Origin of the sequence: Streptomyces sp. NPDC048416 (assembly GCF_043200435.1) — a bacterium.
GTDB lineage: Bacteria > Actinomycetota > Actinomycetes > Streptomycetales > Streptomycetaceae > Streptomyces.
The window spans coordinates 110,826-136,642 of sequence record NZ_JBICXU010000016.1; the positions used below are offsets into that span (position 1 = coordinate 110,826).

Annotated in this window: 20 protein-coding genes; 3 read left to right on the top strand and 17 right to left on the bottom strand. The window is 72.3% G+C overall.

Annotated elements, in window-relative coordinates:
* Positions 1–94: 94 nt before the first annotated feature.
* From ACGFW5_RS21080 to ACGFW5_RS21155, 16 genes are all read right to left on the bottom strand, one after another.
* On the bottom strand, positions 95–238 hold the full coding sequence (locus tag ACGFW5_RS21080) for a hypothetical protein (protein WP_393835788.1): 144 nt from the start codon (positions 236–238) through the stop codon (positions 95–97).
* A gap of 57 nt (positions 239–295) precedes the next feature.
* Positions 296–2,323, bottom strand: a complete 2,028-nt coding sequence (locus ACGFW5_RS21085) for a carbamoyltransferase C-terminal domain-containing protein (RefSeq protein ID WP_393835789.1) — start codon at positions 2,321–2,323, stop codon at positions 296–298.
* A 98-nt stretch (positions 2,324–2,421) separates the two neighbouring features.
* On the bottom strand, positions 2,422–2,754 hold the full coding sequence (locus ACGFW5_RS21090; protein ID WP_393835790.1) for a YciI family protein: 333 nt from the start codon (positions 2,752–2,754) through the stop codon (positions 2,422–2,424).
* A gap of 238 nt (positions 2,755–2,992) precedes the next feature.
* Positions 2,993–5,935, bottom strand: coding sequence for an NHLP bacteriocin export ABC transporter permease/ATPase subunit (locus tag ACGFW5_RS21095; protein WP_393835791.1), 2,943 nt, complete (start codon positions 5,933–5,935; stop codon positions 2,993–2,995).
* Between the two features lie 40 nt (positions 5,936–5,975).
* Positions 5,976–8,228: an NHLP family bacteriocin export ABC transporter peptidase/permease/ATPase subunit gene (locus ACGFW5_RS21100; RefSeq protein ID WP_393835792.1), complete on the bottom strand. Its 2,253-nt coding sequence runs from the start codon at positions 8,226–8,228 to the stop codon at positions 5,976–5,978.
* 9 nt (positions 8,229–8,237) lie between these two features.
* Entirely contained in the window at positions 8,238–9,050 is an 813-nt protein-coding gene (locus ACGFW5_RS21105) for an HlyD family efflux transporter periplasmic adaptor subunit (protein WP_393835793.1), read from the bottom strand.
* Positions 9,047–10,621 carry a SagB family peptide dehydrogenase gene (locus tag ACGFW5_RS21110; RefSeq protein ID WP_393835794.1) on the bottom strand — a complete coding sequence of 525 codons (1,575 nt, stop codon included), beginning with the start codon at positions 10,619–10,621 and terminating at the stop codon, positions 9,047–9,049. Before ACGFW5_RS21110 ends, ACGFW5_RS21105 begins: the two co-directional genes overlap by 4 nt.
* Positions 10,603–12,813, bottom strand: a complete 2,211-nt coding sequence (locus tag ACGFW5_RS21115; RefSeq protein ID WP_393835795.1) for a TOMM precursor leader peptide-binding protein — start codon at positions 12,811–12,813, stop codon at positions 10,603–10,605. Before ACGFW5_RS21115 ends, ACGFW5_RS21110 begins: the two co-directional genes overlap by 19 nt.
* A gap of 121 nt (positions 12,814–12,934) precedes the next feature.
* A complete protein-coding gene (locus ACGFW5_RS21120) occupies positions 12,935–13,684 on the bottom strand; it encodes a VOC family protein (RefSeq protein ID WP_393835796.1) in 750 nt (249 codons plus the stop codon).
* A 124-nt stretch (positions 13,685–13,808) separates the two neighbouring features.
* The gene (locus ACGFW5_RS21125) at positions 13,809–15,197 is read right to left on the bottom strand and encodes an NAD(P)/FAD-dependent oxidoreductase (protein ID WP_393835797.1); all 1,389 of its coding nucleotides are present in this window, start codon (positions 15,195–15,197) and stop codon (positions 13,809–13,811) included.
* A 171-nt stretch (positions 15,198–15,368) separates the two neighbouring features.
* Positions 15,369–16,781 carry an alpha/beta fold hydrolase gene (locus ACGFW5_RS21130; RefSeq protein ID WP_393835798.1) on the bottom strand — a complete coding sequence of 471 codons (1,413 nt, stop codon included), beginning with the start codon at positions 16,779–16,781 and terminating at the stop codon, positions 15,369–15,371.
* Positions 16,778–17,842, bottom strand: a complete 1,065-nt coding sequence (locus ACGFW5_RS21135; protein WP_393835799.1) for a Rieske 2Fe-2S domain-containing protein — start codon at positions 17,840–17,842, stop codon at positions 16,778–16,780. Before ACGFW5_RS21135 ends, ACGFW5_RS21130 begins: the two co-directional genes overlap by 4 nt.
* Positions 17,839–19,107, bottom strand: coding sequence for a flavin monoamine oxidase family protein (locus ACGFW5_RS21140; protein ID WP_393835800.1), 1,269 nt, complete (start codon positions 19,105–19,107; stop codon positions 17,839–17,841). The genes ACGFW5_RS21135 and ACGFW5_RS21140 overlap by 4 nt, the downstream gene beginning before the upstream one ends.
* Positions 19,097–20,296 (bottom strand): cytochrome P450, encoded by a 1,200-nt coding sequence (locus ACGFW5_RS21145; RefSeq protein ID WP_393835801.1) that lies wholly within the window; start codon positions 20,294–20,296, stop codon positions 19,097–19,099. Before ACGFW5_RS21145 ends, ACGFW5_RS21140 begins: the two co-directional genes overlap by 11 nt.
* A 1-nt stretch (position 20,297) precedes the next feature.
* On the bottom strand, positions 20,298–21,167 hold the full coding sequence (locus ACGFW5_RS21150) for an ABC transporter permease (protein ID WP_393835802.1): 870 nt from the start codon (positions 21,165–21,167) through the stop codon (positions 20,298–20,300).
* Positions 21,164–22,105: an ABC transporter ATP-binding protein gene (locus tag ACGFW5_RS21155; protein ID WP_393835803.1), complete on the bottom strand. Its 942-nt coding sequence runs from the start codon at positions 22,103–22,105 to the stop codon at positions 21,164–21,166. Before ACGFW5_RS21155 ends, ACGFW5_RS21150 begins: the two co-directional genes overlap by 4 nt.
* A gap of 365 nt (positions 22,106–22,470) precedes the next feature.
* On the opposite strand from ACGFW5_RS21155, the gene ACGFW5_RS21160 reads away from it, so the two are divergent.
* Together ACGFW5_RS21160 and ACGFW5_RS21165 are read left to right on the top strand one after the other, a co-directional pair.
* Positions 22,471–23,796 (top strand): cytochrome P450, encoded by a 1,326-nt coding sequence (locus tag ACGFW5_RS21160; RefSeq protein ID WP_393835804.1) that lies wholly within the window; start codon positions 22,471–22,473, stop codon positions 23,794–23,796.
* Complete coding sequence (locus ACGFW5_RS21165; RefSeq protein ID WP_393835805.1) at positions 23,793–24,662, top strand: class I SAM-dependent methyltransferase; 870 nt, start codon at positions 23,793–23,795, stop codon at positions 24,660–24,662. The genes ACGFW5_RS21160 and ACGFW5_RS21165 overlap by 4 nt, the downstream gene beginning before the upstream one ends.
* Before the next feature lie 82 nt (positions 24,663–24,744).
* Here the strand turns inward: ACGFW5_RS21165 and ACGFW5_RS21170 are convergent, their stop codons facing one another.
* Entirely contained in the window at positions 24,745–24,930 is a 186-nt protein-coding gene (locus ACGFW5_RS21170) for a hypothetical protein (protein WP_350231087.1), read from the bottom strand.
* A gap of 517 nt (positions 24,931–25,447) precedes the next feature.
* Between ACGFW5_RS21170 and ACGFW5_RS21175 the strand changes: the two genes are divergently transcribed.
* A complete protein-coding gene (locus ACGFW5_RS21175) occupies positions 25,448–25,816 on the top strand; it encodes a hypothetical protein (RefSeq protein WP_358994576.1) in 369 nt (122 codons plus the stop codon).
* The last annotated feature ends 1 nt before the right edge of the window (position 25,817 follow it).

Consider the following 25,817-nt stretch of genomic DNA (forward strand, 5'->3'; position numbering starts at 1 on the left):
AGCCGTCAGCCGTCGTCAACTGTCAGCCGTCAGCCGTCGTCAACTGTCAGCCGTCAGCCGTCGTCAACTGTCAGCCGTCAGATGTCAGCCGTCGTCAGCTGTCAGCCGTCAGGCCGGCCGTGACGTCGGTCGCGATGACATTGCGATGACATTGCGATGACATCGCGACGCCAGTCACGACACCGGTCACGACACCGGTCACGACACCGGTCACAACGCCGGTCACAACGTCGGTCACGACGCCGGGCCCGTGACGTCGCCCCCGCGGTGTGCACCGCGAGGTCAATGAGGTCAATTATGCGGAACTTCCGCCTTTTCGCAGCGTGTTGATGACACCGAAGGCGCCGGTCAGTGTCGAGGGGTCGGTGAACGAGGCGCCGGGGCCGTGCGTGCGCCGGAAGTTTTCGGCGAGGCCCGTGAACGACGGGTCGACGGTGGCCCGGTATCCGGCGAGCAGATTGACGCGTTCCGGTGTGGCGAGCGCCCCCTCGGCGCGCAGTTCGGGGGAGCGGGCCAGCAGGAACATGCCGGGCACCGTGTACCCCTGGTCGAGCCAGTCCTGCCAGATCGCGTCCCGGTCCTCCTCCTGGCCGGTGAAGAACTCCACGGCGCGCGGGCGCGGCCCGGCCGGCATCAGCTCCGCCGCCCGCTCGTCGCCGGCCCGCAGCTCGATGCGGCGGCCGCACAGGTAGAGGATCCCGATGCCCTTGCGTACACAGAAGTTGAGGGCTTCGGCCGCGGTGTCCACGATGGCCTCGCCGCGGTCGTTGAGCGAGGTGTTGCACAGGATCGGCACGCCGGTCGCGTCCCGGAAGGCCGAAAGGGCCTGGTGCAGGCGCGGGTTGGTCTCCTTGTGGACGACTTGGTGGCGGGCCGACCCGTCCAGGTGCAGGATCGCCGGGACCTGCTCGCGCACCTCGTCGCGTACCTGGACGGCCTCCAGCATGTACGGCGAGTCGCGGTCGCTGGAGAACCACTCCCCGACGTGCTCGGCGAGCACCACCGGGGCCACCGGACGCCACCACTGGCGCTGCTTGTACCCGTTGAGCAGGTCCTTGACCTCGGTGGAGCGGGGGTCGCCGATGAGGCTGCGGTGGCCAAGCGCGCGCGGACCGATCTCGGCGCGGCCGTCCACCCAGGCGAGTACCGACCCGGACACGTCGGCCACGAACCGGTCCGCGTCGAACGGCTCGACCGAGCCGATCCAGGGCGCGAACTCCTCCAGCGCCTCCTCGACGCCGCCCACCTCGCGCCCCAGGTACGCGGACTCCACCCGCACATCGGCCTCGTCGAGGACGCCGGTGCCGTGGAGGCCGAGCAGGCCGAGTCCGATGCCCTGGCCGGAGTCGTTGGCGCACGGCGGCGTGAGCAGGCCCCGGAAGCCGAAGTGGTCCATCAGGAGCGTGTTGGTGGGGCAGTTGAGGGCGTAGCCACCGCTCGTGGAAAGGTAGCAGTCCTCGGCGCGCAGCCCGCCCAGCTCCAGCAGGTGCTCCACATTGCGCACGGCGACCAGTTCGGAGCAGCGCTGCACCACCTTCATGGCGGCGCTGCGCAGGTTCTCCTCGCGTGAGAACGCCGGGTCGAGCCGTACCGAGTCGAGCTGCGCATCGGCCGCCTCGACCACGGACCGCACCAGGGCGAACGCCTCCTTCCACGGCTGCACCTGGCCGCCGTACAGGGCGATCCGGGCGACCGCCGACTCGGCGTCGAAGGCGATCTCGGTGGTGCTGGCCGAGGCGAGCGCCATCAGGGTGCCGGGCTCCTGGCCGAACAGCGTCTCGGCGGCGGTGTAAAGCGGCGCCGGGGACTCGACGGGGGCGAAGGTGAGGGAGCCGCGGTCGGCGACGGCGCCCGCGTACCAGTAGCGGGTCGGGCCGCCGTCCTGGACGTAGTCGGGCAGCGCGTCGATCGCCATCGCGACGATCTTCTCCCGCTTGAACAGCGCGGTGTCCATCATCAGCCCGCTGAACAGGTGCGCGAGGCTGTGCACCGGGAAGTCCCCGGCGCCCGGCGGGATCGGCACGGGTTGCGCGGCCGGTAGCCCGGGGGTGCCCCAGCAGACGGCGATGTCGGCGAGCGTGAGGCCTTCCTCGGCGAGCAGCGCGCTGAGGAACGTCTCGGCGCGCGCCGCCGTGTACAGCGGCCAGAAGTGGTGTTTCTGGCCGCTGACGCGCTCCAGTTCCCACAGCCGTACGAGCTCGACGGACGCCCCCCGGCGCCGCCACAGGGCCACGTTCTGGTCGTGCCTGACCGAGAAGACGGCGCCGGGCCCCGGCGGGGTGAGGTAGCAGGACAGGAAGTAGTGCGCAGGGCGTTCAGCCATGGTGCGTTCCCTTCGACTCGCGTTCCGCGTAGGACAATGGGTGGCGCCCCGGGCGGGGGCGCCTGCCGGGATGCCGGGCGCGTGGCCGCGCCCGCCGGCTATCGGGCGCTCGGCCCCGGCCGGTCGCAGCGGCGCACCTCGACCCGGTTGCCCGGGCCGGCCGGCACCTTCGCGCCCCACTCCAGGGCCTCCTCCTCGGTGGCCACCTCGATCAGCCACAGGCCGCCGAGCTCCAGGGCGCCGTCTCCGGCCCGGGGTTCTCCGGCGAGCACGTCGGGGCGGGCGAGCCGGGCGCCGTAGCGCACGCTCACCCCGGCCTCGGCCAGGGCGCGGCCGAAGGCGCGGTTGGCGGTGAACCGCTCCGTGCGCTCCTGCTCGGACATCCGGTCCCAGCTCTTCTCCTCGCCGAAGATGAGCAGCGCGAACTCCACGGGATCTCCTTCCGGTCAACCAATGGGAAAAACAGGGGTGTTCAGACAGGGGCGGCGTGTTCAGGCAGGGACGGGGTGTTCAGGGCAGGGGCGCGGCGTTCAGGGCAGAGACAGGGACGGGGTGCTCAGGGCAGGGAGACGGGGTGTTCAGGACAGAGGCGGGGCCTTCAGGGCAGAGACAGGGACGGGGTGTTCAGACGGGGGCGGGGCGTTCAGAGCAGAGACAGGGACGGGGTGCTCAGGACATCTGGCGCTGGGCGAGCCGGGCGAACAGGCCGCCGGAGTCGGCGAGCAGTTCCTCGTACCGGCCCTGCTGGACCACCCGCCCGCCGTCCATGACGACGATCTTGTCGGCGTCCGCGACGGTGGAGAGGCGGTGGGCGATGACGACCCGGCTGGCGTTGAGCCGGCGGGTGGATTCGGCGACCATCTTCTGGGTCGGGTTGTCGAGCGCGCTGGTCGCCTCGTCGAAGAAGACGATGCGGGGCCTGGCCACCAGCGCGCGGGCGATCATCAGCCGCTGCCGCTGTCCGCCGGACAGGGTGCTCGTGCCCTCGGAGAGCACGGTGTTCATGCCCATCGGCATCGCTTCGATGTCGGCGGAGATGCCGGCCATCTCGGCGGCCGCCCAGGCGTCCTCGACGGTGTAGCTGCTGCTGCCGACGATGTTGGTCTTGATGCTGCCCGCGAGCAGCGCCCCGTGCTGGAGGACCACCCCGCACTGGCGGCGCACCGCCGAGACGTCCAGCTCCGCGAGGTTCTGCCCGTCGTACAGGACGGACCCGGCGCTCGGCTGCTCGAATCCGAGCAGCAGCCTGAGCACCGTCGATTTGCCGCTGCCGGACGGCCCGACCAGAGCGACGAACTCGCCGGGTTCCACCGCCAGGTTGACGTCGTCAAGGACCAGCGGGCCGTCCTCCTTGTAGCGGAACGCCACATGGGACAGCGCGACCCGGCCCGACAGATCGCCCGGATCGGCCTGTACGTCGTTGACCTCGGGCTCCGCCTCCAGGATCGGCCGCAGCTCCTCCAGCATGGGCACCACGCCCATCGCGATGATGGCGGCGGCGGTGAACTGGAGGGAGGCGGCGAGCAGCAGGTTGAACGCGGCGAAGAAGGAGAGGAAGGCCGCGATCGGCACCGTGCCGCCGAGCGGGCCGCCGACCACCGCGAACAGGATCGCCGAACACAGCACCGGGTAGGCCGCGTTGAAGGTGGTGACCATGTTCTGCACCCGGCGCGCCGACGCGGCCTGGGCGCGGCCCTTGCTGAACTGGTCGGCCCACACCCCGAACACCCGCTCCTCGGCGGCGGTGACCCGCAACTTCGGTATGGCGGTGAGCAGTTGGAAGACCCGGGAGGACATGCGCTGTTCGTGGCTGTAGAGGCGGCGCTGCCAGCGGACCTCGAAGTATCCGGCGACCAGCGCGAACGCCCCGCCGGCCAGCACCAGGCCGGTCGCGAGCAGCGCCAGCCACACGCTGTAGAAGTACACCAGGCCCAGATTGGCGAGGCCCGTGAGCAGCCCGAGGGCCGCCGTGGTCGTCATCCCGGACAGCATTTCCTGGGCGGTGCTGATGCCGAGGACGGTGGTGCCGAGCTCGCCCGTGGAGTAGCGGGAGAAGAAGGAGGCGGGCAGCGAGAGCAGCCGTGTCCACATGCCGACCTGCATCGCCGCCGTGGAGCGGCTTTCGATCCGCAGCACCGCGATGTTCTGGAGGATCGACAGGGCCGCCACCACCAGGGCGGAGCCGATGACCACGCAGGCGCCCTGGACGATCAGGTCGCGCCGGGCCTCGGCGACGAAGGTGCCGAGCACCGCGCCCGTCATGATCGGCACGAGCAGGCCGATCACGGAGACGGCGACGCCCATCACGGCGAAGGTCCACAGGTCACGGCGGTTGTTGCGGAAGCCGAAGCGCAGCAGGCCGCCGATCGACTTCACCGTCGCCGGCAGCGGCCGGTACAGCACGGTGCCCTGGTTGGTGAGTTCGTCGGCGAGCTCCCGGGTCAGCGGGGTGACCCGGCCGCCTTCGGCGACGACGTACCCCCGGCCGATCGGGAGCAGCGCCACCGGCACGTTGCCGATCTTGCGGAAGCCGATCATCGGGCCGAGGTCCTGTTTCCACCAGGTCCCGTCGAGGCGGACCGTGCGGGTGCGCACGCCCGAGGCGAGCGCGATGGCCTGGAGCTCGGTGGTGTCCCGGCCGTGGCCGCTGCCCGCGACGGGCGCCCTGACGGTGAACCCCTGGTGCGATGCGACGAGCCGGGCGGCGGCCAACGTGTCGGGGTCGGCGGCCACTTCGACCAGTTTGATACGGGCCTCGGTGTCCCGGATGACGGACTCGAAGCCCCGCGCGGCCGTCGCCATGGTGGCCCGGTCCCGGTCCCGTCGGCGGCCCAGCGCCTCGCGTTCGGCGAGTCGGCGGCGCTCCACCCTGCGGTCGATCACATAGAGCAGCCGGGCCGCGTGGGTCACCCAGCGGCCCCACAGCTCCCCGTTGGACAGCAGCTCCTGCACGGAGCGGGAGCGGAGCCGGGTGGCGCCGTGGGCGATCAGCCAGTCGCGTTCGGTGACGCAGATGTCGGTGCCGGGCCCGATCTGCCCGGCCACTCCCTCCACCATCTCCACATGGCCCTCCTCGATGAGGACCCAGCGCACCCCGTCGACCGACCGGATGGCCTCGCCGTCGGCGGCCTCGGTGGCGCCTTCGGTCGCCATCGGCACGAACTCGCGGGGCGGCAGCACTTTGCGCAGTGCTTCGGCGAGCGCCACGATGCCCTGTTCGACGCCGGTCACGAACTGCTCGACGGTGGCGCGGAACTCGGCTTCGGGCAGTGCCTGCCCGGCCGGTCCCGACAGCGACTCGACGTGCGAGAACGGCAGGTGCGAGAGGCGGGAGCCGAGCACCGGGCGGCCCACGATGCGGTGGTGCGGGCCGTAGGGCGTGCCGATCAGGATGGTGCCGTGCTCGACCCGGTTGAGGAAGGTCCAGCGGCCCTGCGGTACGCCGTCGCGCATCTCGACCGCGAACAGGTCGACGGCGCCGGATTCCACCACCAGCACCCGGCGGATGTCGTCGAACCGCAGGAAGCGGTCGGCGGTGAGCTCGACGGGGGTGGCCTCCTGGGTGAGGAACGGCATGAGCGCGGGGCCGGCCGGCGGCGGGGCGATGGTCATGCTGCCTCCTGGGGGCGGCGGCCGGCCCGGGACGTGCCCCTCATGCGGCGTCCTCCGTCCGGCGGCTGGACTCGATGAGGGCCGCGTACTGGCCGGCGACGGCCAACAGCTCCTCGTGGGTGCCCCGTTCGGCGATGCTGCCGTTGTCGAGCACGATGATCTCGTCGGCGTCGCGGACCGTGGAGAGGCGGTGCGCGATGGTCAGGCAGGCGCAGCCGCGGCGGCGCAGGTTGTCCATGATCAGCCGTTCGGTCTCCGGGTCGAGTGCGCTGGTGGCCTCGTCCAGGATCAAAAGGGTGGGTTGCAGGGCGAGCGCGCGGGCCAGTTCGAGGCGCTGGCGCTGGCCGCCGCTGTAGTTGCGGCCGTCCTCGGCGACGAGGCTGTTGATGCCGCCGGGCCGGGCCGCGACGGTGTCGAAGAGCGCGGCGTCGTGCAGGGCCGCGATCACGTCGTCGTCGGGGATGTCGGTGTTCCACAGCGTCAGGTTGTCCCTGACCGTGCCCTCGAACAGGGCGATGTCCTGGTCGACGTAGGCCAGCGATGAGGCGAGCCGGCTGCGCGAGACCTCCTCGCGCGGTCGCCCGTCGAGCAGGATCTGCCCGGACCAGGGCTGGTGGAGCCCGGTGACCAGACGGCCGAGCGTGGACTTCCCGCTGCCCGAGCTCCCCACGACCGCCACCCGCCGCCCGGGGACCAGGCTGAGGCTGAGGTCCTTGATGACGGGCTCGGCCAGCGGGTTGTAGCCGAACCGCACGTCCTTGAACTCCAGATACCCGTCGAGCCTGCTGACCTCCCCGTCGTCGGGCAGCTCGAACACGGTGGCCACCGGGTAGCGCTCCACGTCGTACAGCCGCTTGATGTCGGCGGTGACTTCCTGAAGTCGGCTGCCCAGATTGGTGAGTTGGGTGACGGGACGGCTGAGCGCGGCGAGCAGGGTCTGGAAGGAGACCAGGATGCCGACGCTGATCACGCCGTCCACCACCCGTTCGCCGCCGACGAGCAGGATGAGCCCGCTGTTGAGGGCCGCGAGCATCGCGGGCACCACGGTCAGTACGGCGGTCGGCGGCCCGAGGCGCTGCTTGGCGGTGATCACCTTGGCGAGGAAGCCCGCCCAGCGGGTGAACGCGTCCGGCTCGGAGCCCGTCGCCTTGACCGTCTCGATCAGGCTGAGTGTGGTGAACGTGGTCGCGGTCAGATTGCCCCGGTCGGCGCGCAGCGCGACCACCGCGTCGGTGCGGGCCCGCGACACCCAGCGCAGCACGGCGATGTTGAGCAGCGCCATGCCGATCCCGATCACGCCGAGCAGCACGTCGTACCGGATGAGGACGGCTGCGTAGAAGATGACGAGGACGAGGTTGATCACGGAAAGCGCGAGGTCGCGGGAGAGGATTTCGGCGACCACGTCGTTGCCGGAGACGCGCTTGGCGACCTCGGCGGGCCTGCGTTGCAGGAAGAAGTCGACGGGCAGCCGCAGCAGGTGCCGGAAGAACCGGGCCGAGCTGGAGAGCCCGAGCCGTATCTCCAGGCGCAGCAGGTAGTGCCGCTGTACGGAGGTGAGGATCAGGATGCCGAGTGCGGTCGCCGTCATGGCGATGACCAGGGGCAGCAGATAGCTCTGCTGGCCGCCGGCGAGCACCCGGTCGATGAAGACCCGGCTGAAGGCGGGCGCCGCGATGCCCGGCAGCACGAGCAGCGTGCTGGCCAGCAGGACCAGGGGGAGCGCCCGGCCGGACGGCAGCCGGCGTTGCAGGAGCGCCGCGCCGACCTTCGCCTCCTTGCCGCCGGGGCGGAAGTCGGGCCCCTTCTCGAAGGACAGGACGATCCCGGTGAACCCGGAGTCGAACTCCTCCCAGTCCATCAACCGGGGCCCTGCGGCCGGGTCGTTGACGGCCACGACGGTCCTGCCGAGGCGGGTCCGTACGCCTTCCACCACCATGAAGTGCTGGAAGGCCCAGAAGATGATGACCGGCGCCGAAAGGTCCTTCAGGGTCTCGGCCTCGGCCTGGTACCCCTTGGCGATCAGCCCGTGGGCGCGGGCCGCGGCGAGCACCGTGGAGGCCTTCGCGCCGTCGCGGGAGACCCCGCACAGGCCGCGCAGCTCCTCCAGGGGCACGAACCGGCCGTGGTGGCCGAGGATCATGGCGAGGCTCGCGGCCCCGCACTCCACCGACTCCATCTGGATGACGGTGGGCACCTTGTGGCGCCAGCGCACCGAGCGCCTGCCGGGGGTGAGCGCGGCGGGCGGTGCGCCGGTGTCGGGTGCGGGACGCGGGGTGTCGACTGTCTGTGTCATCGGGGCACCTCAGCGTCCGAGAATCAGGCTGAACGGTGTCTGGCTGCCCAGGTTGATCGTCGCCTGGACGGAGACCTGGGTGCCCAGCGCGTTCGGCGGCCCGTTCGTGGTCGACCAGGCGTAGCCCGACCGGGTGGCGGTGTCGCGGACCAGGTCCACGATCACCAGGCGGGGCGCGCTGGCCGACGCGTAGGTCTTCGCGGCGAGGTCGCCGCCGACGAGCCCGGTCAGTTCGCCGGAGGTCAGCGGGTAGGGGCTCACCGAGGTGATCCGGCCGCGCAGCAGCCCGAAGGAGCTGGCCGGCGCGGTCGACACCGACAGGTCGACGGGGCGTCCGGGGGTGAGCCCGACCGCGCGGGCGGCGGGCACGAAGACCATGGCCACCATCCGGTCGTCGGGGGCGTCGGTGCGCTCCACGGTGGCCAGGGTCTGACCGGTGGGGATCACCTGCCCCTCGTTCACTCCGAGCCCCACGACATGTCCGGCGAAGGGGCTGGTGATCTGCGCGGACGTGCCGTCGAGGGATTCGACGCGGGCGATCGGCTGGTTGGCCGCGACGCTGTCCGTGGGGCGTACGAGCAGCTGCCGTACGGTGCCGGGCACCGGGCTCTGCACCTGGGCGCTGCCCAGCGGCCGGGTCAGCAGGCCCGGCGCGGAGACGCTGATGGGCAGGCTGCCGCGGAACGCCCAGAGCGACGCCCCGGCCATGATGATCATGACGACGAAGACGGCGATCCAGCCGCGCGGGGCGGCCAGCAGGGTGGGGGAGTCCAACTCGTCGGGCTCCCGCATCCGTTGCAGGGCCTTGAACCGGAAGTTCATGGTCTGTCCTCGGCGGAAGAGGCTCCGGGGCGCGGTGCGCCGGACGGGCGGGCGGCGGGGGCCGGGGCCAGGAGCTCCGGCACCTTGAAGGGGTGGCTCAGCCGCTCGGGCCGGCTGCCGACGACGAGTTCGCCGACGCCGCCCTCGGCCAGCGGGTCGAGTCCGGTGGCCGCCGCGAAGTCCGCCGCGTCGCCGCCGCCGAGCCCGCACACCGCGAGCCCCATGGCGGCGCCGACCAGATACATGGTCTGGTAGAGCACCCCGACGTGCTTGAGCAGCAGGGGGTAGGCGACCGTCTCGTACTTCCACATCACCCGGCCGAACCGCGCCGACACCAGCAGGACGACCTGGGGGTCGGCCTCCATCAGGGCGGATTCGCGGGCGCCCCGGACGAGCGCCGCGGTGGCCGGGCCGGGCTCCGCGACCCGTTCGAGCTCGTGCCGGTCGGTGCGGTAGTGCCACAGGCCGGGCTCGATGCCACAGCAGGCGCTGATGAGCGGATAGATCTCCAGCTCGTGCACCGCGCCGCCGCTGGGATAGGGCCGGTCGGCCAGCTCCTGACCGTCGTGCCCGGCGAACGTCTGCCGGCAGCGGACCGTGCGGTAGAGCAGTTCACCGAGCTGTACGTCCGTGAGCGGCGCGGAGCCGTCGTGCTCGCGGACCGAGCGCCTGCGCTCCAGCACCTCGGTCAGCGAGGGGTCCGTGCGGGCGAGGGCCGCCAGGTCGGGGACGGGGAGCGCGATGCGCCGGGTGCCGCGCGCGGGCGGTACGGCGGGCGGGGGCGCGAACCGGTCGCGGCCCGGGTAGGTGCCGCCGTATCCGGCGACGGTACGGGGGTTGCGGCTGCGCGCGTGCAGCCACAGCTCGGCCGGTGACCACTGGGCGCCCGGCAGCGCCGTGACCTCCAGGTCCTTTTCCGGTGTGCCGGGGGCCAGCAGACCGGCGGCGTCAAGGAGCCGCAGCGCCGCGCCGGCTCCCGGCCGCGCGAGCCGCTGCCCGGCCTCGCGCGGCGTCGTCCAGTCGGCGAGTGCGCCGAGCAGCACGGCCGCTTCGGGGGCGAGTTCGACGCCGAGGTGGCTGCCCGGCTGGGAGAGGGTGAGCCGTCCCTCGCGCGCCTGGGCCAGGGCGAAGCGGGACAGTTTGACGGGCAGGTCCTGGGCGGGTTCGGCGCCGAGCACCGTCCGCCCCCGGCCGACCGGGACCAGCCGTGCCAGCTCCGACTCGCCTACGAACACGGCGTGTTCGAGCAGGCCTTCGTCGTCCAGGCGCCGGACGGCGAGCTGGAGCCGCAGCAGCGCCCGCATGCCGTCGGCGGCGACGACCCGCACCCCGAGGGCGTCCAGGCTGTGCTGTTCGCAGGACAGGGAGACGAGCGCCGACCGTACGCCCAACGGCAGTTGACGCAGCGTCAGGGACGACTGGGGTCCGGTGATCCGTACCGTGTCGTCGTCGGGTGTGGCGACGAGCGCGTCGCGACGCAGCCGCACCAGGGTGGTGGCAGAGTCCGCGGCAGGTGGCGGGGCGGGCGCGGCGGGGGCCGGCGCCGGGGCGGTCAGAAGAACACGTTCCATGGATTCACCTGCTCCTCGCGCGTCGGCTCGTCCAGCAGGCCGAGTCGTACGGGTACGTCGTAGAGGCGTCCGGGGCCGAGCCGCCGCCAGAAGTGGCGCATCCCGGGCGCGATCACCTTGACCACGTTCAGGTCGAGGTCGGGCTGGGTCTGGTCGAGCACGATCACCTCGATGCCCGCCCGGTCCGCGCGGGCCACGCACTCGCGGATGTGCCCGGCGAGGTCATGTCCTGCGAAGCCCTGGTGGTCGGCGAGGGTGGTGGCGGGCCGCGCCGGGTCGGGCAGCAGCCAGGGCTCGTCGGCGAGCTTGGCCGTGCGGCACCACTTCAGGGTCTCGACGTCGTCGGTGCGGTACTCGGTGTTGCCGTCGGCGTCCCGTCGCTCCACGAACGGCAGGAACTGGTTGACCTCGGTCAGCGCGCGCATCGCGGCGATCGCCGGATCGGGGTGGGCGCCGAAGCCGACCATGATGTCCTCGACGGCGTGGCGGCGGTGCGAGAGCGCGGCGAACGTCGGGATGCCGAGGTCGGACGTGATGTCCAGGACCCACAGATCGCGGCCCATGCCCGCGTAGAAGCGGCGCAGCGCGTCGATGTAGGGGTCTTCGAGCGAGTCCAGGTCGAAGGCGGGCCTGCGCAGCCGGTTGTACCACCACACGGCGACCGCGTCGCGCTCGACCACCTCGCAGAAGCCCTGGAGGACCGCCTCTTCGAGGGTGTTGCCGCTGGCCCCGCCGTTGGAGTCGCCCACGCAGTAGAAGTGCTGGGCCAGATCGGGGTGCCCGTAGTAGGCGTAGCCGGTCGGCACCAGACGCTCGGTGTCGTGCGTCAGGGACCAGGCGGTGGACCAGTCGAGGGGCAGCTCGGTGCAGAAACGTTCCGGCACAAGGTGGATGCGGTGTTCGGGATCCGCGTTCCAGGCGTCGCGCCCGGCGAACTGGGCGGGCGAGAAAAGCAGCAGCTGATCCATGTGCAGAGCGACCGAGGGATCGAGGTCCGCATACGCCGCCCGCTGCACCGGCTCGCCGCCGCGCCACACCGCCGAATAACGCTCGATGGCCTCGCAGAGCGCGCTGACTTTCGCCTGTATCTCCGACCTTCCTTTTCCTCCGCTCTGCCCGCGCATATTGCGGCGCAGCAGATCCATGTTGTCGTTGACCATGGCGAAGTTGTGGCCGGCCGTGAAGGCGTAGGTGATTCCGTTTCCGATGTCGTCGTGCGCCCCGAGTTTGGTGATCGCGCCCAGATGCGGACTCACATGGTGCTTCAGCCGCTCGTGGGTCAGCTGCGGGGGCAGCGTGCGGTAACCGCCGTCGGTGGTGTGCCGGGCGGCCCCCGGAGTCAGGACGATCTTGGGGCTGCGCTGCTCGGTGAGCGCCGCGTCCCCGCAGGAGGGGCACTGCGGGCGGCGCACCAGGGTGTGGTCGGCGGTGGCGAGCGCGGCCAGGTCGAGCGTGACCATGCGTCCCGTCAGGGCGGCGGAGGCGCCGGTGGCCAGGAAGCGGGCGGTCTCGGTGGCGAGCAGGCCGGCCAGTGCCCGGTGGCCGCCGGGGAGCGCGGCGATGGTGGTGCTGCGCGGGACCGTGTCCCCGCGCTTGCCGGACAGATAGCGCTCGACCTGGCGGTTCTCCGAAACCCGCTGGGCCAGGCAGGACCAGCAGCCGGTCTGCCCCGGCCGTATGAGGGGGCCGAGCCAGGCCGTCACGCCGGCGGGTCTCGCCAGCAGCCAGGGCCGGCCGTCGGCGAGACGTTCGCCGTTGATCCGCGCGAGCTCCGGGTCCAGATAGTCCTCGACGAGAACGATCTGGAGGCCGCCCTCCCCTTCCTCGACGACCCGTACCCCGCACGAGTCCAGCGCCTCGGTGACCGGCGCCGGGTCCGCGCCGCCGAGCACGGTCAGGCTCACCCCCCGGGCGCCCGCTTCCAGCACGGTGAAGGGGTCGATGCCCTGCGCGTCCCAGAACGCGAGCGCGGCATCGGGGAGTTCGGGCCGGCCCTCGGCGAGGTGGCCCGCGGCCTCGTAGTGCCGCAGCGCGGTCAGGGTCGCCGGTATCGAGAGCTCGCCGTGCAGGGCCTGGACGATCTCGCCGACCGTCCTGCGGCCGTCGAGATGGGGCAGTACCGCCACCGGGCCCCGGCCTTTGAGCATGTAATGCTGATCGTCGGCGACGAGAAATACCCGGTCACCGTTCACGATTTCCGCGCTGAAGTGCGCTTTAAGGCGAGGACGTTCCAATATTCTGCCCCCCTGGAGAATGACCTCGAATTCGAATGCGAGATCAGTCAATCACGCAGGGAATGCTGTCGAACATACTTCAGTTTTTGGCTGGGATGCGTATGTTCGCGGGCGGCCCGGCGTACGTATCCGGCCGGTCCGGACGCGACGCGGCGGCGGTGAGGCCGAACCGGGCGCCGTTCGCGTCACGCAGCAGCACCGAGTCCCCGGCGGCGGGCCCCGCCACCCGGGCCCCGGCCGCCAGCGCCGCGCCGACCGCGCCGAGCAGCGAGTCCACGCCGAAGTACACCAGCCAGTGCGGCGGCGCCGAGCGGTCCTCGACGATCCGCAGCGAGCCGCCGGGGCCGCCCCCGGCCCCCGGGTCCGCACCCAGCCCACGGTAGAAACCGGCCACCGCCGAGGGATCGGGCACCCGCAGCTCGTAACCGCACGCCGCGCCCGGCTCGTCGGCGAGGACCACACCGTCGGCCCTGGCCCCCTGCCAGCAGCCCACCAGCGTGCCCGCCGGGTCGGTGGCCAGCAGCAGCCTGCCGTTGGGCCCGGCGTCCAGCGGCCCGAGGACCAAGCGCCCGCCGAGCTCCACGACACGCGCCGCGGTGGCGTCCAGGTCCTTCGCGGCCAGGTACACCGTCCACGCCTCCAGCGGCCCGGGCGCCGAGCCGAACCCCGCCACCAGGTCCCCGGCCAGCCGGGCCGTGCGGTAGCCGCCCTCCTCGGCGTACGTCCAGCCGAACACGGCCGCGTAGAACGCCTCCGCCGCGTCGGGCCGGGCCGAGATCCGGTCGATCCAGCACGGATCACCGACCCCATAGGTGGTACGCACAGGCATGATGTCCCCCTGTCATGACGTGAGTTGATGTGCCGCCGTGCGCGGCCACGGCCGGGCCCCGGCGGCACGGGTCCCGGCCCACGGGTTCCGGCGCACGGCTTCCGGGTTGCGCCGCGGCGCCGGGTCAGCCGCGGCGGATCCCGAGCCGGCCCTCCGTCATCAGATGGAGCCCGGACGCGGGGTCGTACAGGTCGTTCGGGTCGAACTTCATCGGCGCGGTCGTCACGCCCGATGGCCGCCGCCCTTCGGCGACGCGGCCCCTGGCAAGACCCGCCGCCTCGATCAGCCCGAGCGCGGGGGCCACACCGCCCGTCGTGGTGGCGTCCTCCAGATCGGTGAGCCCGGCCACGATCGCGCCGAACGCGCTGTCCGGCTCCTCCGCCGCGCCCTCGCGCAGCAGGTTCTGGGCCAGCCAGAAGTAGTGCTTGCGGCCCTGGTACTTGCGGTACATCCCGGAGACCAGGGCGAGCATCCGCGCGTAGGAGTCGCGGTACAGCGTCTCGTAGAAGCCGAGCGCTTCCTGTTCGCTCACGTCACCGTGCTCGATCGCGTTGATGGAGGCCGCCGACAGCATGCCGCTGTACATGGCGAGATGGACGCCGGTGGACAGCAGAGGGTCGAGGAAGCAGGCCGCGTCGCCCGCCATGAAGTAGCCGGGGCCGCAGAACCGGTCGGCGACGTAACTGAAGTCCTGCTCGACCCGGACCTGCCCCTCGAAGGTCCCGCCCGCCACCAGCTCGCGCACCGTCGACGACTCGGCGACCAGCGCGTGGAACATCTCCTCCAACGAGGCGAACTTCGGGCGCCGCTGCTGGAACTGGGTCTGGTGGGTGACGAATCCGACGCTGTACTCGTCGTCCTTCAGCGGGATCACCCAGTACCAGCCCTGCGGCGAGGAGATCACGTCGATGCCGCCCGAGGGGGTGTCCGGCAGCAGTTTCGCGCCCCGGTAGTAGCCCCAGACGGCGACGTTGCGGAAGATGTCGTGGCGCTCGCGGTTCTTGAACTGCCGGGCCGCGAGCAGTCCGGCGCGCCCCGACGCGTCCACCACGTGGTCGAACTCCGCACGCCGCGCGCGCCCCTGGTGCTCCCAGTCGGCCGCGACCGCGCGCTCGCCGTCGAAGTGGATCTGTTTGGCGGACGCCTCCTGCACCACCTCGACGCCCTGGTCGGCGGCGTGGTCGAGCAGGACCTGGTCGAAGTCGGCGCGGTCCACCTGCCAGGAGCGGATGTCCTCGCCGAACATGTCGCGCCAGTCGACCGCCCAGTCCTTCTCCGCGCCCCAGCGCAGCAGCACGCCCCGCTTCACGGTGTAGCCGCGCGCCGCGACCTTCTCGGCCACCCCGGAGTACTCCATGATGGCGCGGCAGGACGGGGCGATGGATTCGCCGATGTGGTAGCGCGGGAACCGGTCACGCTCCAGGAGCGTGACGCGGTGCCCGGCCCTGGCGAGCAGGGCCGCGCTGGTCGAGCCGGCCGGCCCGCCTCCGATGACGAGCACCGTGCCTGTCATGTTGTCTCCTCGGGGTCCTTGATGGCTTGAAGTGCCCTTGGCGCTGCGGGTGTTGGGAAACGCTGGGCGTGTGAAGGGGGTGTTGGTGAGCTGATGGATCGGGTCGTACGCGGCGTACGCGGCGTACGCGGCCCGGGGTGGCCCCGGCGGACCGGCCGGGGGCCCGGTGGTTCAGGCCAGGTGGGCGGCGAGGGCGCCGGCGACCGCGTCGGGGCGTTCGAGCAGCGGCAGGTGGCCGGCCGCCGCGACCGTGCGCACGGAGCAGTCCGGGACGGTGGCACCGAGCAGGCGGGCGTTGGCGGTGAACGTCGGCATGTCCTCGTCCCCGACGACGACCAGCGTGCGGGCCCTGATCCGGGCGAGGTCGGCGGGGGAGTGGGTCCGGGTGGTGAGGTGGCTCATGGCGCCGTCGTCGAGTTCCCGCCAGGAGTGGCGGGTGATCACGTCGTGCAGCCGCGCGTGGAGCTCGGGGTGTTTCGCGGCGCCCCGGAAGATGTCGGGGGGCGAGCTCATCCACAGATCGGCCAGCGGCGCGGCAGCCCCGGCGAGCCGTCTGAGCATGACCAGCTCCTGATAGCGCCGCTTGGCGTGCGGCTCGGCGGGCGCACCGCCCAGCGTGGGCGCGGCCAGCACCAGCCGTTCGAGCAGCCCCGGTTCGTCGATGGCCAGCTGCGTGGCGGCGAGCGACCCGAAGGAGAGCGCGACCATCCGTACCGCGTCCTCGCGACGGGCCAACTCGCCCAGCTCGGCGGCGAGTTCGGGCAGCGTGAGCCCGTCGCGTATGGGCCCCGAGCGGCCGTGGCCCGGCAGGTCGACACCGACATGCCGCCAGCCGGGAAGCAGCCGCCACAGCGGGCCCCAGGTGCTGGAGTCCATGGTGTAACCGTGGATCCACATGACGGTGGGGCCACTGCCGTGCACGGTGGTGGCCAGCGCGGGATGCCTGCGGCGCGGCACCGGATCGACGTGGCGCGCGGCGTCGGCGGCGACCAGGCGGGTGCCGGTGCCGGTGCCGGTGCTCGTGCTCGGGCCCGGGCCCAGGCCGGTGTCGGGGTGCGTGCCGAGGCCCGTACTCGTGCCGGTGCTGGTGTTCGTACCGAGGCCGGTGTCGGGGTGCGTGAGGCCCGTACTCGTGCCGGTGTTCGTGCTCGGGCCCGGGCCCGGGCCCAGGCCGGTGTCGGGGTGCGTGCCGAGGCCCGTACTCGTGCCGAGGCCGGTGTCCGTACCCGTGCCGGTGTTCGTGCTCGGGCCGAGGCCCGTACCCGTGCCGGTGTTCGTGCTCGGGCCCAGGCCCGTACCCGTGCCGGTGCCGGTGCCGGTGCCGGTGCCGGTGTTCGGGCCCAGGCCCGTACCCGTACCCGTACCCGTGCCGTTGTTCGGGCCCAGGCCCGTACCCGTGCCGGTGTTCGTACCCGTACCCGTACCCGTACCCGTGCCCGTGCCCGTGCCCGTGCCCGTGCCCGTGCCCGTGCCCGTGCCCGTGCCCGTGCCGGTGTTCGTGCTTGGGCCCAGGCCCGCGTCCAGGCTGGTGTCGGTGCCCTTCTCCATTGCCGCGCTCGCGTCGGCGCCCGGGCGCGCGTTCACGCGAGCCGTCCGAAGCCTGCGCAGAACGCCTTGAACGCGAGTACCGGGCGGTCCCCCGCGTCGTAGTGGGGCTCGGCGGTCAGGTCCAGGTTCTCCCAGATGGAGATGTCCTCGCCGATCGCCTTGTGGCTGCCCGCGATCAGCATCGGCAGCTCCGCCTCGTGGCCCGCCGACACACCGATCGCGACCCGCGCGGTGCAGCCCGTCGCGGTCGGCACGGCGGCGGTGACGATGACATGGGTGCGGCCGGGCGGCCCGAACTCCGTGACCACCACGCCGGGGCTGAAGGCCCGCGCCAGGAACCGGGGCCGGTAGTCCCACCGGACCACCCCGGTGCGGACCGCCTCCCAGCGCACCGCCTCCTTGGCCCGGTCGTCCTGCCAGGGCGAGGTCTGCATGAAGAACTCGCCCTCAATCACCAGCTCGCCCGCCTCGCCGGGCCGCGTCTGCATCCCGCCGACCTTGGGCACCTTGTGCAGCGCGGTGAAGTGGTCGCCGTCGAAGGCGTTCTCGACGATCAGCTCGGCGGGCGCGGCGATGTCCCGGGTGAGCGCGGCCACCAGCGGATGCGTGGCGTCGAAGGCGGCGAGCGCCGCGGGGAGCCCCCGGTCGTCGGCGTCGTCCTGTCCCAGCCGGGTGAACAGCGCCTGACCCCAGCGCAGTACGGGGTGCTCCCGCACCGCCCAGCGTCTGCCCGTGGTGTCGCCCAGCGTGATGCGCTTGCCGTGGAAGGGGCAGATGACGCAGTCCCCGTCCACGGTGCCGCCGATCCCCAAGTGGGCGCCCCGGTGCGGGCAGTTGGCGTCGAAGAGCCGCACCTCGTCGTGCTGACGTACCGCCATCAGCCGGCGCGGGCCGATGGCCAGCGGGGTGAGGTTGCCGGTCAGCTCGGAGAGGAAGGCGAACAGATGCCAGCCGGTGTGCACGGCCGACGACGCCGACCCCGCCGCCGCCGCTGCCAACGGCGTTTCGTTCGCGGGCGCGGTGGCCGTGCGGGCCGGGGACGTCGTGGCCGCGGTGGCCGTGCGGGCCGGGGGTGTCGTGGCCGGTGGTGTCGTCATGGGCGCACCGCCGCGAGGACGTCGTGCGCCGCGCGCAGCCCGCTGTCCAGCGCGCTGTGCATCCAGGGCAGCCGGTGTCCCGCGGCCGTGGCCTCGCCCGCGAAGAAGAGGGTGCCGTCCAGCGGCCGGGCCCAGGCGTCGGCGGCGGAGGCCGCTTCGGGGCCCGCGTGGGTGAACCCGCCGAGGCTCCATGGCGAGGCGCCCCAGTCCGCCACCGTCACCCCGGTGACCCGGGCCCGTGCGGTCCAGGGCAGCGCGGCGACGAGCAGCCGGCCCACGCTCTCGTGGGAGTCGGACGCTGCGGTGCGTACCGCTTCGGCAGCCGCCGCCTTGGCCACCACGAGCACCTGGTGGCGCCCGGCGTGGCTGGTCACGAAGCCCCGTACGCCGTCGGCGTCGAAGACCACGGTGGGCGTGAGGGGTGCGGCGGGCGCGGGCCGGGAGTAGGTGACCACGAGGCAGCAGGCGTCGCCCGCGGGCAGTCGGGCCGCGGCGTCGCTCTTGGCGGCGGGCAGTGCGGCGATCTTCAGTCGGCCGGTGGCCACGACGGCCGGCGGCACCGTCACGACGAGGGCGCGCGCCGTCGGCCCGTCGTCGTCCGTGACCGCGTGCGCACGGCCGGGGCTCCACTCCACGGAGCGCACGGGCACCCCGCACCGCACGTCGAGTCCGGCGGCGAGGCGGTCCGTGAGCGAGTCGAGGCCGCCGGGCACCGCGTACTCACCGTCCCCGACGCCGTCGCCCAGGTGGGCGGCCGCGACCGCGTGCGTGTCGAGCCGGGCCGGGTCAACCGCCCAGTGCTGGGCGAACCATTCGTGGGCGGCGCGTGTCTCGGCGGGGCTCAGATGCTGTGCGGCGAGCCAGTCGGCGACCGAGCCGCCGACGGCGCCGGGCGCCCCGTTGAGCCGGTGTTGCAGCGCCCAGGGGGCCCGCCCGCCGTGGGCCAGTACGGCCAGAGCGGCCGCCTTCCCGTCGACGACGGCGCGGGCGTCGACGGTGCGCGGCACGAGGTCCAGGGGCCCGGCCAGTGCGTGCACCCGGCTCTCGGCGCCGTGCACGACCTGCGCGCCGAGTTCCAGCGGCGGGCCTCCGTCGGCGGGGCGGAACGTCCGGATCCGGCCGCCGATGCGGGTGCGGGCCTCCAGGACAAGCACCCCCACCCCGGCGTCGGCCAGGGTCCTCGCGCACATCAGCCCGGCCGCGCCGGCGCCCACCACGATCACCTCGTGCGGTATCGGCCCGGCCGCGTTCTCCTTACCGGACATCGGTGCTCCTTGTCTGGACCGGACAGCTCAGCAGCCGCCGGGGTATGGGGCGTGGGTCCCAGCCGGGTGCGCCGGGCGGCTGTGCGAACGTGAGGCCGCGGTGGCGGCGCACGAGCCGGGTGAGCAGCAACTCCAGTGATGTACGCACCAGTTGGGCCGCGAGGCAGAAGTGGGTTCCGGCGCCGAAGGCGAGCTGGGGGTTGGGGCCGCGGCCGGGCATCAGGTCGTCGGGGTGCTCGAAGACGGCCGGGTCGCGATTGGCCGCCGCGATGACGATCAGCACCCGCCCGTCGCGCGGTACGGTCCCGCCGGGCAGTGCCACGTCCTCGACGGCGACCCGGGCCGTGAACGGGATCGGCGCCTCAAGGCGCAGCAGTTCCTGGACGAGCAGCCGTGCCTGGTCGGCGTCCCCCTCGCGCAGCAGGGCGACCGCGTCGGGCCGTGGCAGCAGCCAGTACAGGGCGTTGCCGACGGCCTCGGCCAGCGGCTGCCAGCCGCCGACGACGGCCAGGCCGAGTATCCCGGTCCGTTCGCGCTCGGTCAGCCGGGTGTCGGCGGCAAGCCGGGCCAGCGGCCCTTCGGTGACCGTGCGGGCGTGGGCGGTGAGGAAGCGGCTCAGCTCGCCCATCGCCGCCCGCCCCACTGCGGCCACCGCGGGCCCGGCCAGCGGGTCGAGGTTCACCGATGCCGCGCGGGCCAGCGCCTCGAAGGCCGGCCGGTCGGCGCCGGGCAGTCCGAAGAGCCGCGCGAACACGGCGGTGGCGAAGGGTGCCCCCAGGGCGTCGACCCCGTCGGCCTCGCGGGGCAGCGCGTCGACCAGCGCGTCCACGTCCGTGCCCAGCGGGTCCTGGAGCTCGCGGATCGCGGCGGGCCCAAGAAGCAACTGGCCCGGCGCACGCAGGCGTTGGTGCTCGGGCGGGTCGGTGGTCAGCATGGACGGCGGCAGCGCGTCGTCCCTGGCCCGCTCGCGCTGTCCGCGCGCCGCCGACAGCCGGTCCTCGCGCAGTGCGGCCGCGCACGCGGCATGGCTGGTGAGCCACCACATCCGCGAGTACGGGTCGTAGTGCACCGGGTCGTTGGCGCGCAGCCAGCGGTAGGCGGGCCCCGGGTCGGCGCGGCCCGCCGGGGAGAACGGGTGCGGCACGTCGGCGGGCAGCCGCACCCCCGCCGTCGCTCGGCTGGTGGTCATCTCAGTTCACCCGGGGCCCGCGCCACCGGAACGTCAGCGCGGACAGCACCGCGCCACCCAGCGCCCACAGCGCCAGCAGCAGGGCGATGCGGCCGAGTTCCCAGCTGCCCGCGGGTTCCACCGCCGCGAACGAGTCCGGAAGGAACACCGAACGGAAGCCCTGCGCCATCCACTTGACCGGGAACAGCGCCGCGACGCCCTGCATCCAGGACGGCAGCTGGTTGAACGGGAAGAAGACCCCGGAGATGAACTGAAGGACCATGAACACCGGTGTGACGATCGCCGCCGCCGAGCGGCTGTTGGGGATCAGCGCGCTGTACGCCACCGCGATGAGCGAGCACGCGACCGTGCCGAGCCCCAGGTCCCAGCCGAGCGTCGCCCAGCGCGTCGCGGTGCTGGGCAGCGGAAGCCCGAACAGCACGACCGCGATCCCGACGAGCAGCACCGTCTCCAGGACGGCGGTGACCACCGCGCGGACCAACTTGCCGACGAAGTAAGCCGACTTGGGCATGGGCGCGATGCCGAGCCGGCGAATGGTGCCGGTGTCGCGCTCGATCGCGATGCTGATGGCGAGGCCGGAGAACGCCGTGCTCATCACGCCGGCCGCGATGATCCCGGCCATGAACACCTGCTTGACGTCGGTCTGGGTGCCCTTGACGGTGCCGGAGAAGATCGAGCCGAACACCAGGAGCAGCAGGACCGGGAAGAGCAGCGTGAAGATCAGCGACTGCTTGTTGCGGAAGAAGGCCTTCAGCTCGACGCCGGACCTGGCGAGCCCCGCGCGCCACATGCCGGGCATCGAACGGCCCTGTGCCGCGTCCTTGCGGGCTGTCATGGCGGCCCGGCCCGACGGCTGGGTGGTGGTGGTCATGAGGTCCCCAGTTCGCTGTTGCGTCGGATCAGATCGAGATAGATCTCTTCGAGGCTGGGCCGGTGCACGCGCAGGTCGGGCAGTTCCGGCAGGTTCGCGGAGTCGGCCCAGGCGAGCAGGATCCGCAGCACCTGGCTCGGCTGCTCGGTCAGCACGCTCACCGCGCTGCCGTGCTCCTCGGCCCGCGCGCCCGGCGGCAGGCCCGGCAGGGCGAGCCGGTCGAGGGCGGCCGGGCGCTGGAAGGACACGGTGGCCGGTGTCCGCGCGCGGTCACCGAGCTGGTCCAGCGCGCCGACCTCGACGACCCGGCCCTCCACGATGACGGCGGCCCGCTGCGCGAGCGCCTCCGCCTCGTCGAGGTAGTGGGTGGTGAGCACGGTCGTGGTGCCCCGGTCGGCGAAGAACCGCACCAGGTCCCAGGCCTCTCTGCGGGCGACCGGGTCGAGGCCCGTGGTCGGCTCGTCCAGGAAGATCAGCTCGGGGTCGCCGACGATCCCGACGGCCACATCGAGGCGCCGCTGCTGCCCGCCGGAGAGCGCGAGGCTCTGCTTGCGCTGGTGCTTGGCGAGCCCGACCATGTCGATGACCTGGTCCACGGGGAGCGGCGCAGGGTAGAACGCGGCGAAGTGCGCGATGACCTCACGGACCGTCAGGTCGGGGTAGTTGCCGGTGGTCTGCGGCACCACGCCGATCCGGGCCCGCCAGTCGCGCCGGTCGCGGTTCGGGTCCTCACCCAGCACCGTCACCTCGCCCGCGCTGCGGCGGCGAATTCCCTCAAGGATTTCGACCGTGGTGCTTTTTCCCGCGCCATTCGGACCGAGCAGCGAAAAGATCTCACCGGGATACACATCAAGGTCCACGCCGCGCACCGCTTCGTGGTCTCCGTATTGTTTTCGAAGTCCTCGTACGGTGATGGGGTTGCCCTCGTCGACGATCACCAGGCTGCTCCTCTTCCACTGAATCCTGATCCCTCCGGCAGCCTGCCACGGGGCTCGTACCAGGCCAATACTTCACTTCTGGGCGCCAGTACCGAAGTATTGAACCCCGCGGCCCGGGCGCGCTAGATTGCGGCGGTCGGCCCCGCCGGACGCATATGCGCAGTACGTATCCGGGCCCGGGGCCTTACGTATGCGCGGGCCCCCGTACGTATCGGGGAATGTTTGTTCGTACGTATCGCAGGCCCCGCGCACCCCATTGGTCCCGGCCCGCGCACGCGGCCCGGGTGTCCCGGCGCAGGCGATTTCCCCCGCCGTCCGTCCCTACGTACGCACCGACCCCATATCCAGGACAGGTGGTCCGTCCCATGCCCAAGCAACTGACCCTGCCTCCCGGTCCCGCGGACGAGGTCGACCTGGAGCGGATGCGGCAGGCGCCGCTGGAGTTCGTCACCGAACTCGCCCGCACCTACGGCGATGTGACATGCCATCGGGCCGAGGGCGACACGGTGTATCTGCTCAACCGCCCCGACCTGGTCCGGCACGTCCTGAAGGACAACGGCGCCAACTACACCAAGGAGCGCACCCCGGACGACCGCATGCTGCGACCGCTGCTCGGCAACGGCCTTCTGACCAGCGACGGCGCGGAGTGGGCCCGTCAACGCCACCAGTGCGCACCGGCGTTCAGACCCGGCGCGGTGAAGGCCTTCGACACCGTGATCACCGACGCCACCCGGACCCTGCTCGACCAGTGGAAGCCGGCGGTCGCGGCGGGCACCCCGCTCGCCCTCGACCACCATCTGGCCGCGCTGACCCTGACCATCGTGACCCGGGCGATCCTCGGCGCCGACCTCAGCGGCATAGGCGAGGGGTTCGGCGAGGCGGTCGACGCCGTCAACCGGTGCATCGGCCACTACGTACCGCCCGAGGACCCCGACCCCGCCGACACCGCCCTGCGCCAACGCGACTTCGCCCGGGCCCGCGCCTTCCTCGGCCTGGTCACCAGCACCCTCATCGGCGCCCACCGGGCGGCGGGCGGCACCGGCGGCGCCACCCTGCTCGACGCGATGCTCACCGGACCGCACCCGCTGAGCGACCGGGAGCTGCGGGACGAGGTGCTGACCCTGATCATGGCCGGCCACGAAACCACCGCGAAGTCGCTGACCTGGACGCTGTACCTGCTCGACCAGAACCCCGCCGAAGCGGACCTGATCCGCGAGGAGGTCGACCGGGTGCTCGGCGGGCGCACCCCCACCGCCGCCGACCTTCCCCAACTGGCGCACTGCAAGCGGGCCGTGCAGGAAGCCATGCGGCTCTACCCGCCGGTCTGGCTCACCACCCGGCGGGCCCGCGAGGCCGATGTGGTCGACGGGTACGACGTGGCGCCCGGCACCCTGGTCTGCGTCAGCCAGTGGGTGCTGCACCGCGACCCCCGGTACTGGGACAGACCCGAGGAGTACCTGCCGGGACGGTTCGCCGCGACGTCCCGCCCCAGCCACCTCTATCTGCCGTTCGGCGGCGGCGACCGGGTGTGCATCGGGCAGCACTTCGCCCTGGTGGAAGCGGTCCTCGTGCTCGCGATGCTGGCCCAGCGGGTCCGCCTCGAACGCGTCGAAGGATTCCCGGTCGAGCCGGAGGCCCTGGTGACCCTGCGCCCCAAGCACGGCATGCGCATGATCGCGAGGCCGCGATGAGCGCCCCCGCCCGCCCCGACGGACTCGCCGGATCCTACGACCCCGCCCGCACCACCGGCGGCGGCCTCGACGGCGAACTCGCCCGCCTGGAGACCCAGGCCGCCCTCTCCTTCGCCGACGAGCTGCGCGTCCTCGCGGAGCTCGGGCTTCCGCGACGGGGGGTGCTGCTGGAACTGGGCGCGGGACCCGGCGCGGTCACCCGGCGGCTACGGACCGCGCTGCCCGGTCTGACCGTCCTGGCCATGGACATCGACGAGGCGCTGCTCGCACACAACACCGCCGACGGCGCGGCTCGCGTGGTCGGCGACGCGGTGCGCCTGCCCCTGCGGGACGGCTCCGTCGATGCCGTACTGCTGCGGTACGTCCTGCAACACCTGCCCGATGTGAAACCGGCACTCGCCGAGGCCGCACGGGTGCTGCGCCCCGGCGGACGGATCGTCACCATCGAGGTGGACAACGGCTGTTGGGGCATGGCCGAGCCCGTCTATCCCGAACTGGGCCCCATCCACGCCAAGGTGGCCGCCGCCCAGCGCGGCGCGGGCGGCGACCGCACCATCGGCCGGCGGCTGACCAGGATGCTGCGCGCGGCGGGCTTCGACGAGGTGGCCCTGCGCCTCTTCGCCACCAGCAGCGACGACCACCCGATGGCGGACTTCGCCCCGCACCTCGGGCCCCAGCGGCTGGAACCGCTGGTCGCCGCAGGCCGGCTCTCGCTCGCCGAACTCGCCCTGGCCGCCGACCGCTGGCGCCGCTTCAGCAACGACCCCGAGGCGTGGGTGATGCTGGTCGGGTTCGTCGCGTCGGGCGTCGTGAGCCCTGCCGGTGGGCCGGGAGACCGTCACGAGCAGCGGCCCGACACCCCCTGAAACGCCGAGGATCACGGTGCGGGGCAGCGCACCGTGATCCTTCGTACGGCCTCGGGGCCGGGGCGGGCCCCGGAGCCCGGGGTCAGTAGCGGGGCTTGCGGGTGAGGGCCACGCCGCCGAGCAGGAACACCACGCCGATCACGCCCGCCACGATCGCCGTGGTCGATTCCACGGGCTTGTGGATCGCCGCCGTCACCGCGCTGAACAGCCCTGCCACACCGCTGATGTAGCAGAAGATGGTGATGAAGATCTTGAGGTTGGGATTCACCGGAAACTCCTTTGCGGAAATGCGTACACCACCGGATCGACACGTATCCTCGCGCCGCTCGCCCGGCGGCACTACGTATGCAAAATGGCTCCGTTCCGAGAATGTACCGGAACCCCTGATGCCGCTCAATGCTTAACAACCGGGCCCGTAAGATCGCGCGTTGCCCGCCCGGCCCGACGCCGGACGCCCCGCCCGCCCCTGATCCCGTACGCATACGTACGCGTACGTACACCCGCCGCGGGCCACGGCGGGTGACGAGGGAGGGCGGAGACCTACTCACCGCCGATTCGAATACGCAACAAAGCCGCGCAGCACATTAAGTCTTGGCGCCGGGACGAACGCGTGTCAGATTTATGGATGTCGCCAGGAGGAACCCGCTCGACCGGTCGACGGAAATGCTTCGGCAATTGTCGCGACAATTGCCTCGGCCATTGCCTCCATGCGCCGCCGGCACCACGCATCGACAGTAATGGCCGATGCTCGTCAACTCTCTCACTGCTCTGCGAAGGAGAATCCCGTGGCTTTGGATCCCCGTGCACGTGCTGAATTCGTGAACGGTTACACCCGTGCACTGATCACCGCCTGGTCGAGTGAGACGTTCGCGGCGAAGCTGGGCAGCGACCCGCGGTCGGCGCTGGCCGAGGCCGGGCTCACCGTCCCGGAGGGCGCCGAGATCGTCGTCGTCCGTACGGTGCCCGAAGGGCAGGCCGACGGTGACCTGGAGGTTCAGGTCCAGCTGTGGGAGGCAGGCCTTGCCTCGGGCCGCTTCGAGTTCCACATCCCGCAGACGCCGCAGATCGACATGGCGGAGCTCTCCGAGGGCGACCTGGCGGACGTCGCCGCCGGTGGCACCTCCTGCTGCTGCCCCTGCTCCTGCTGCACCTGAT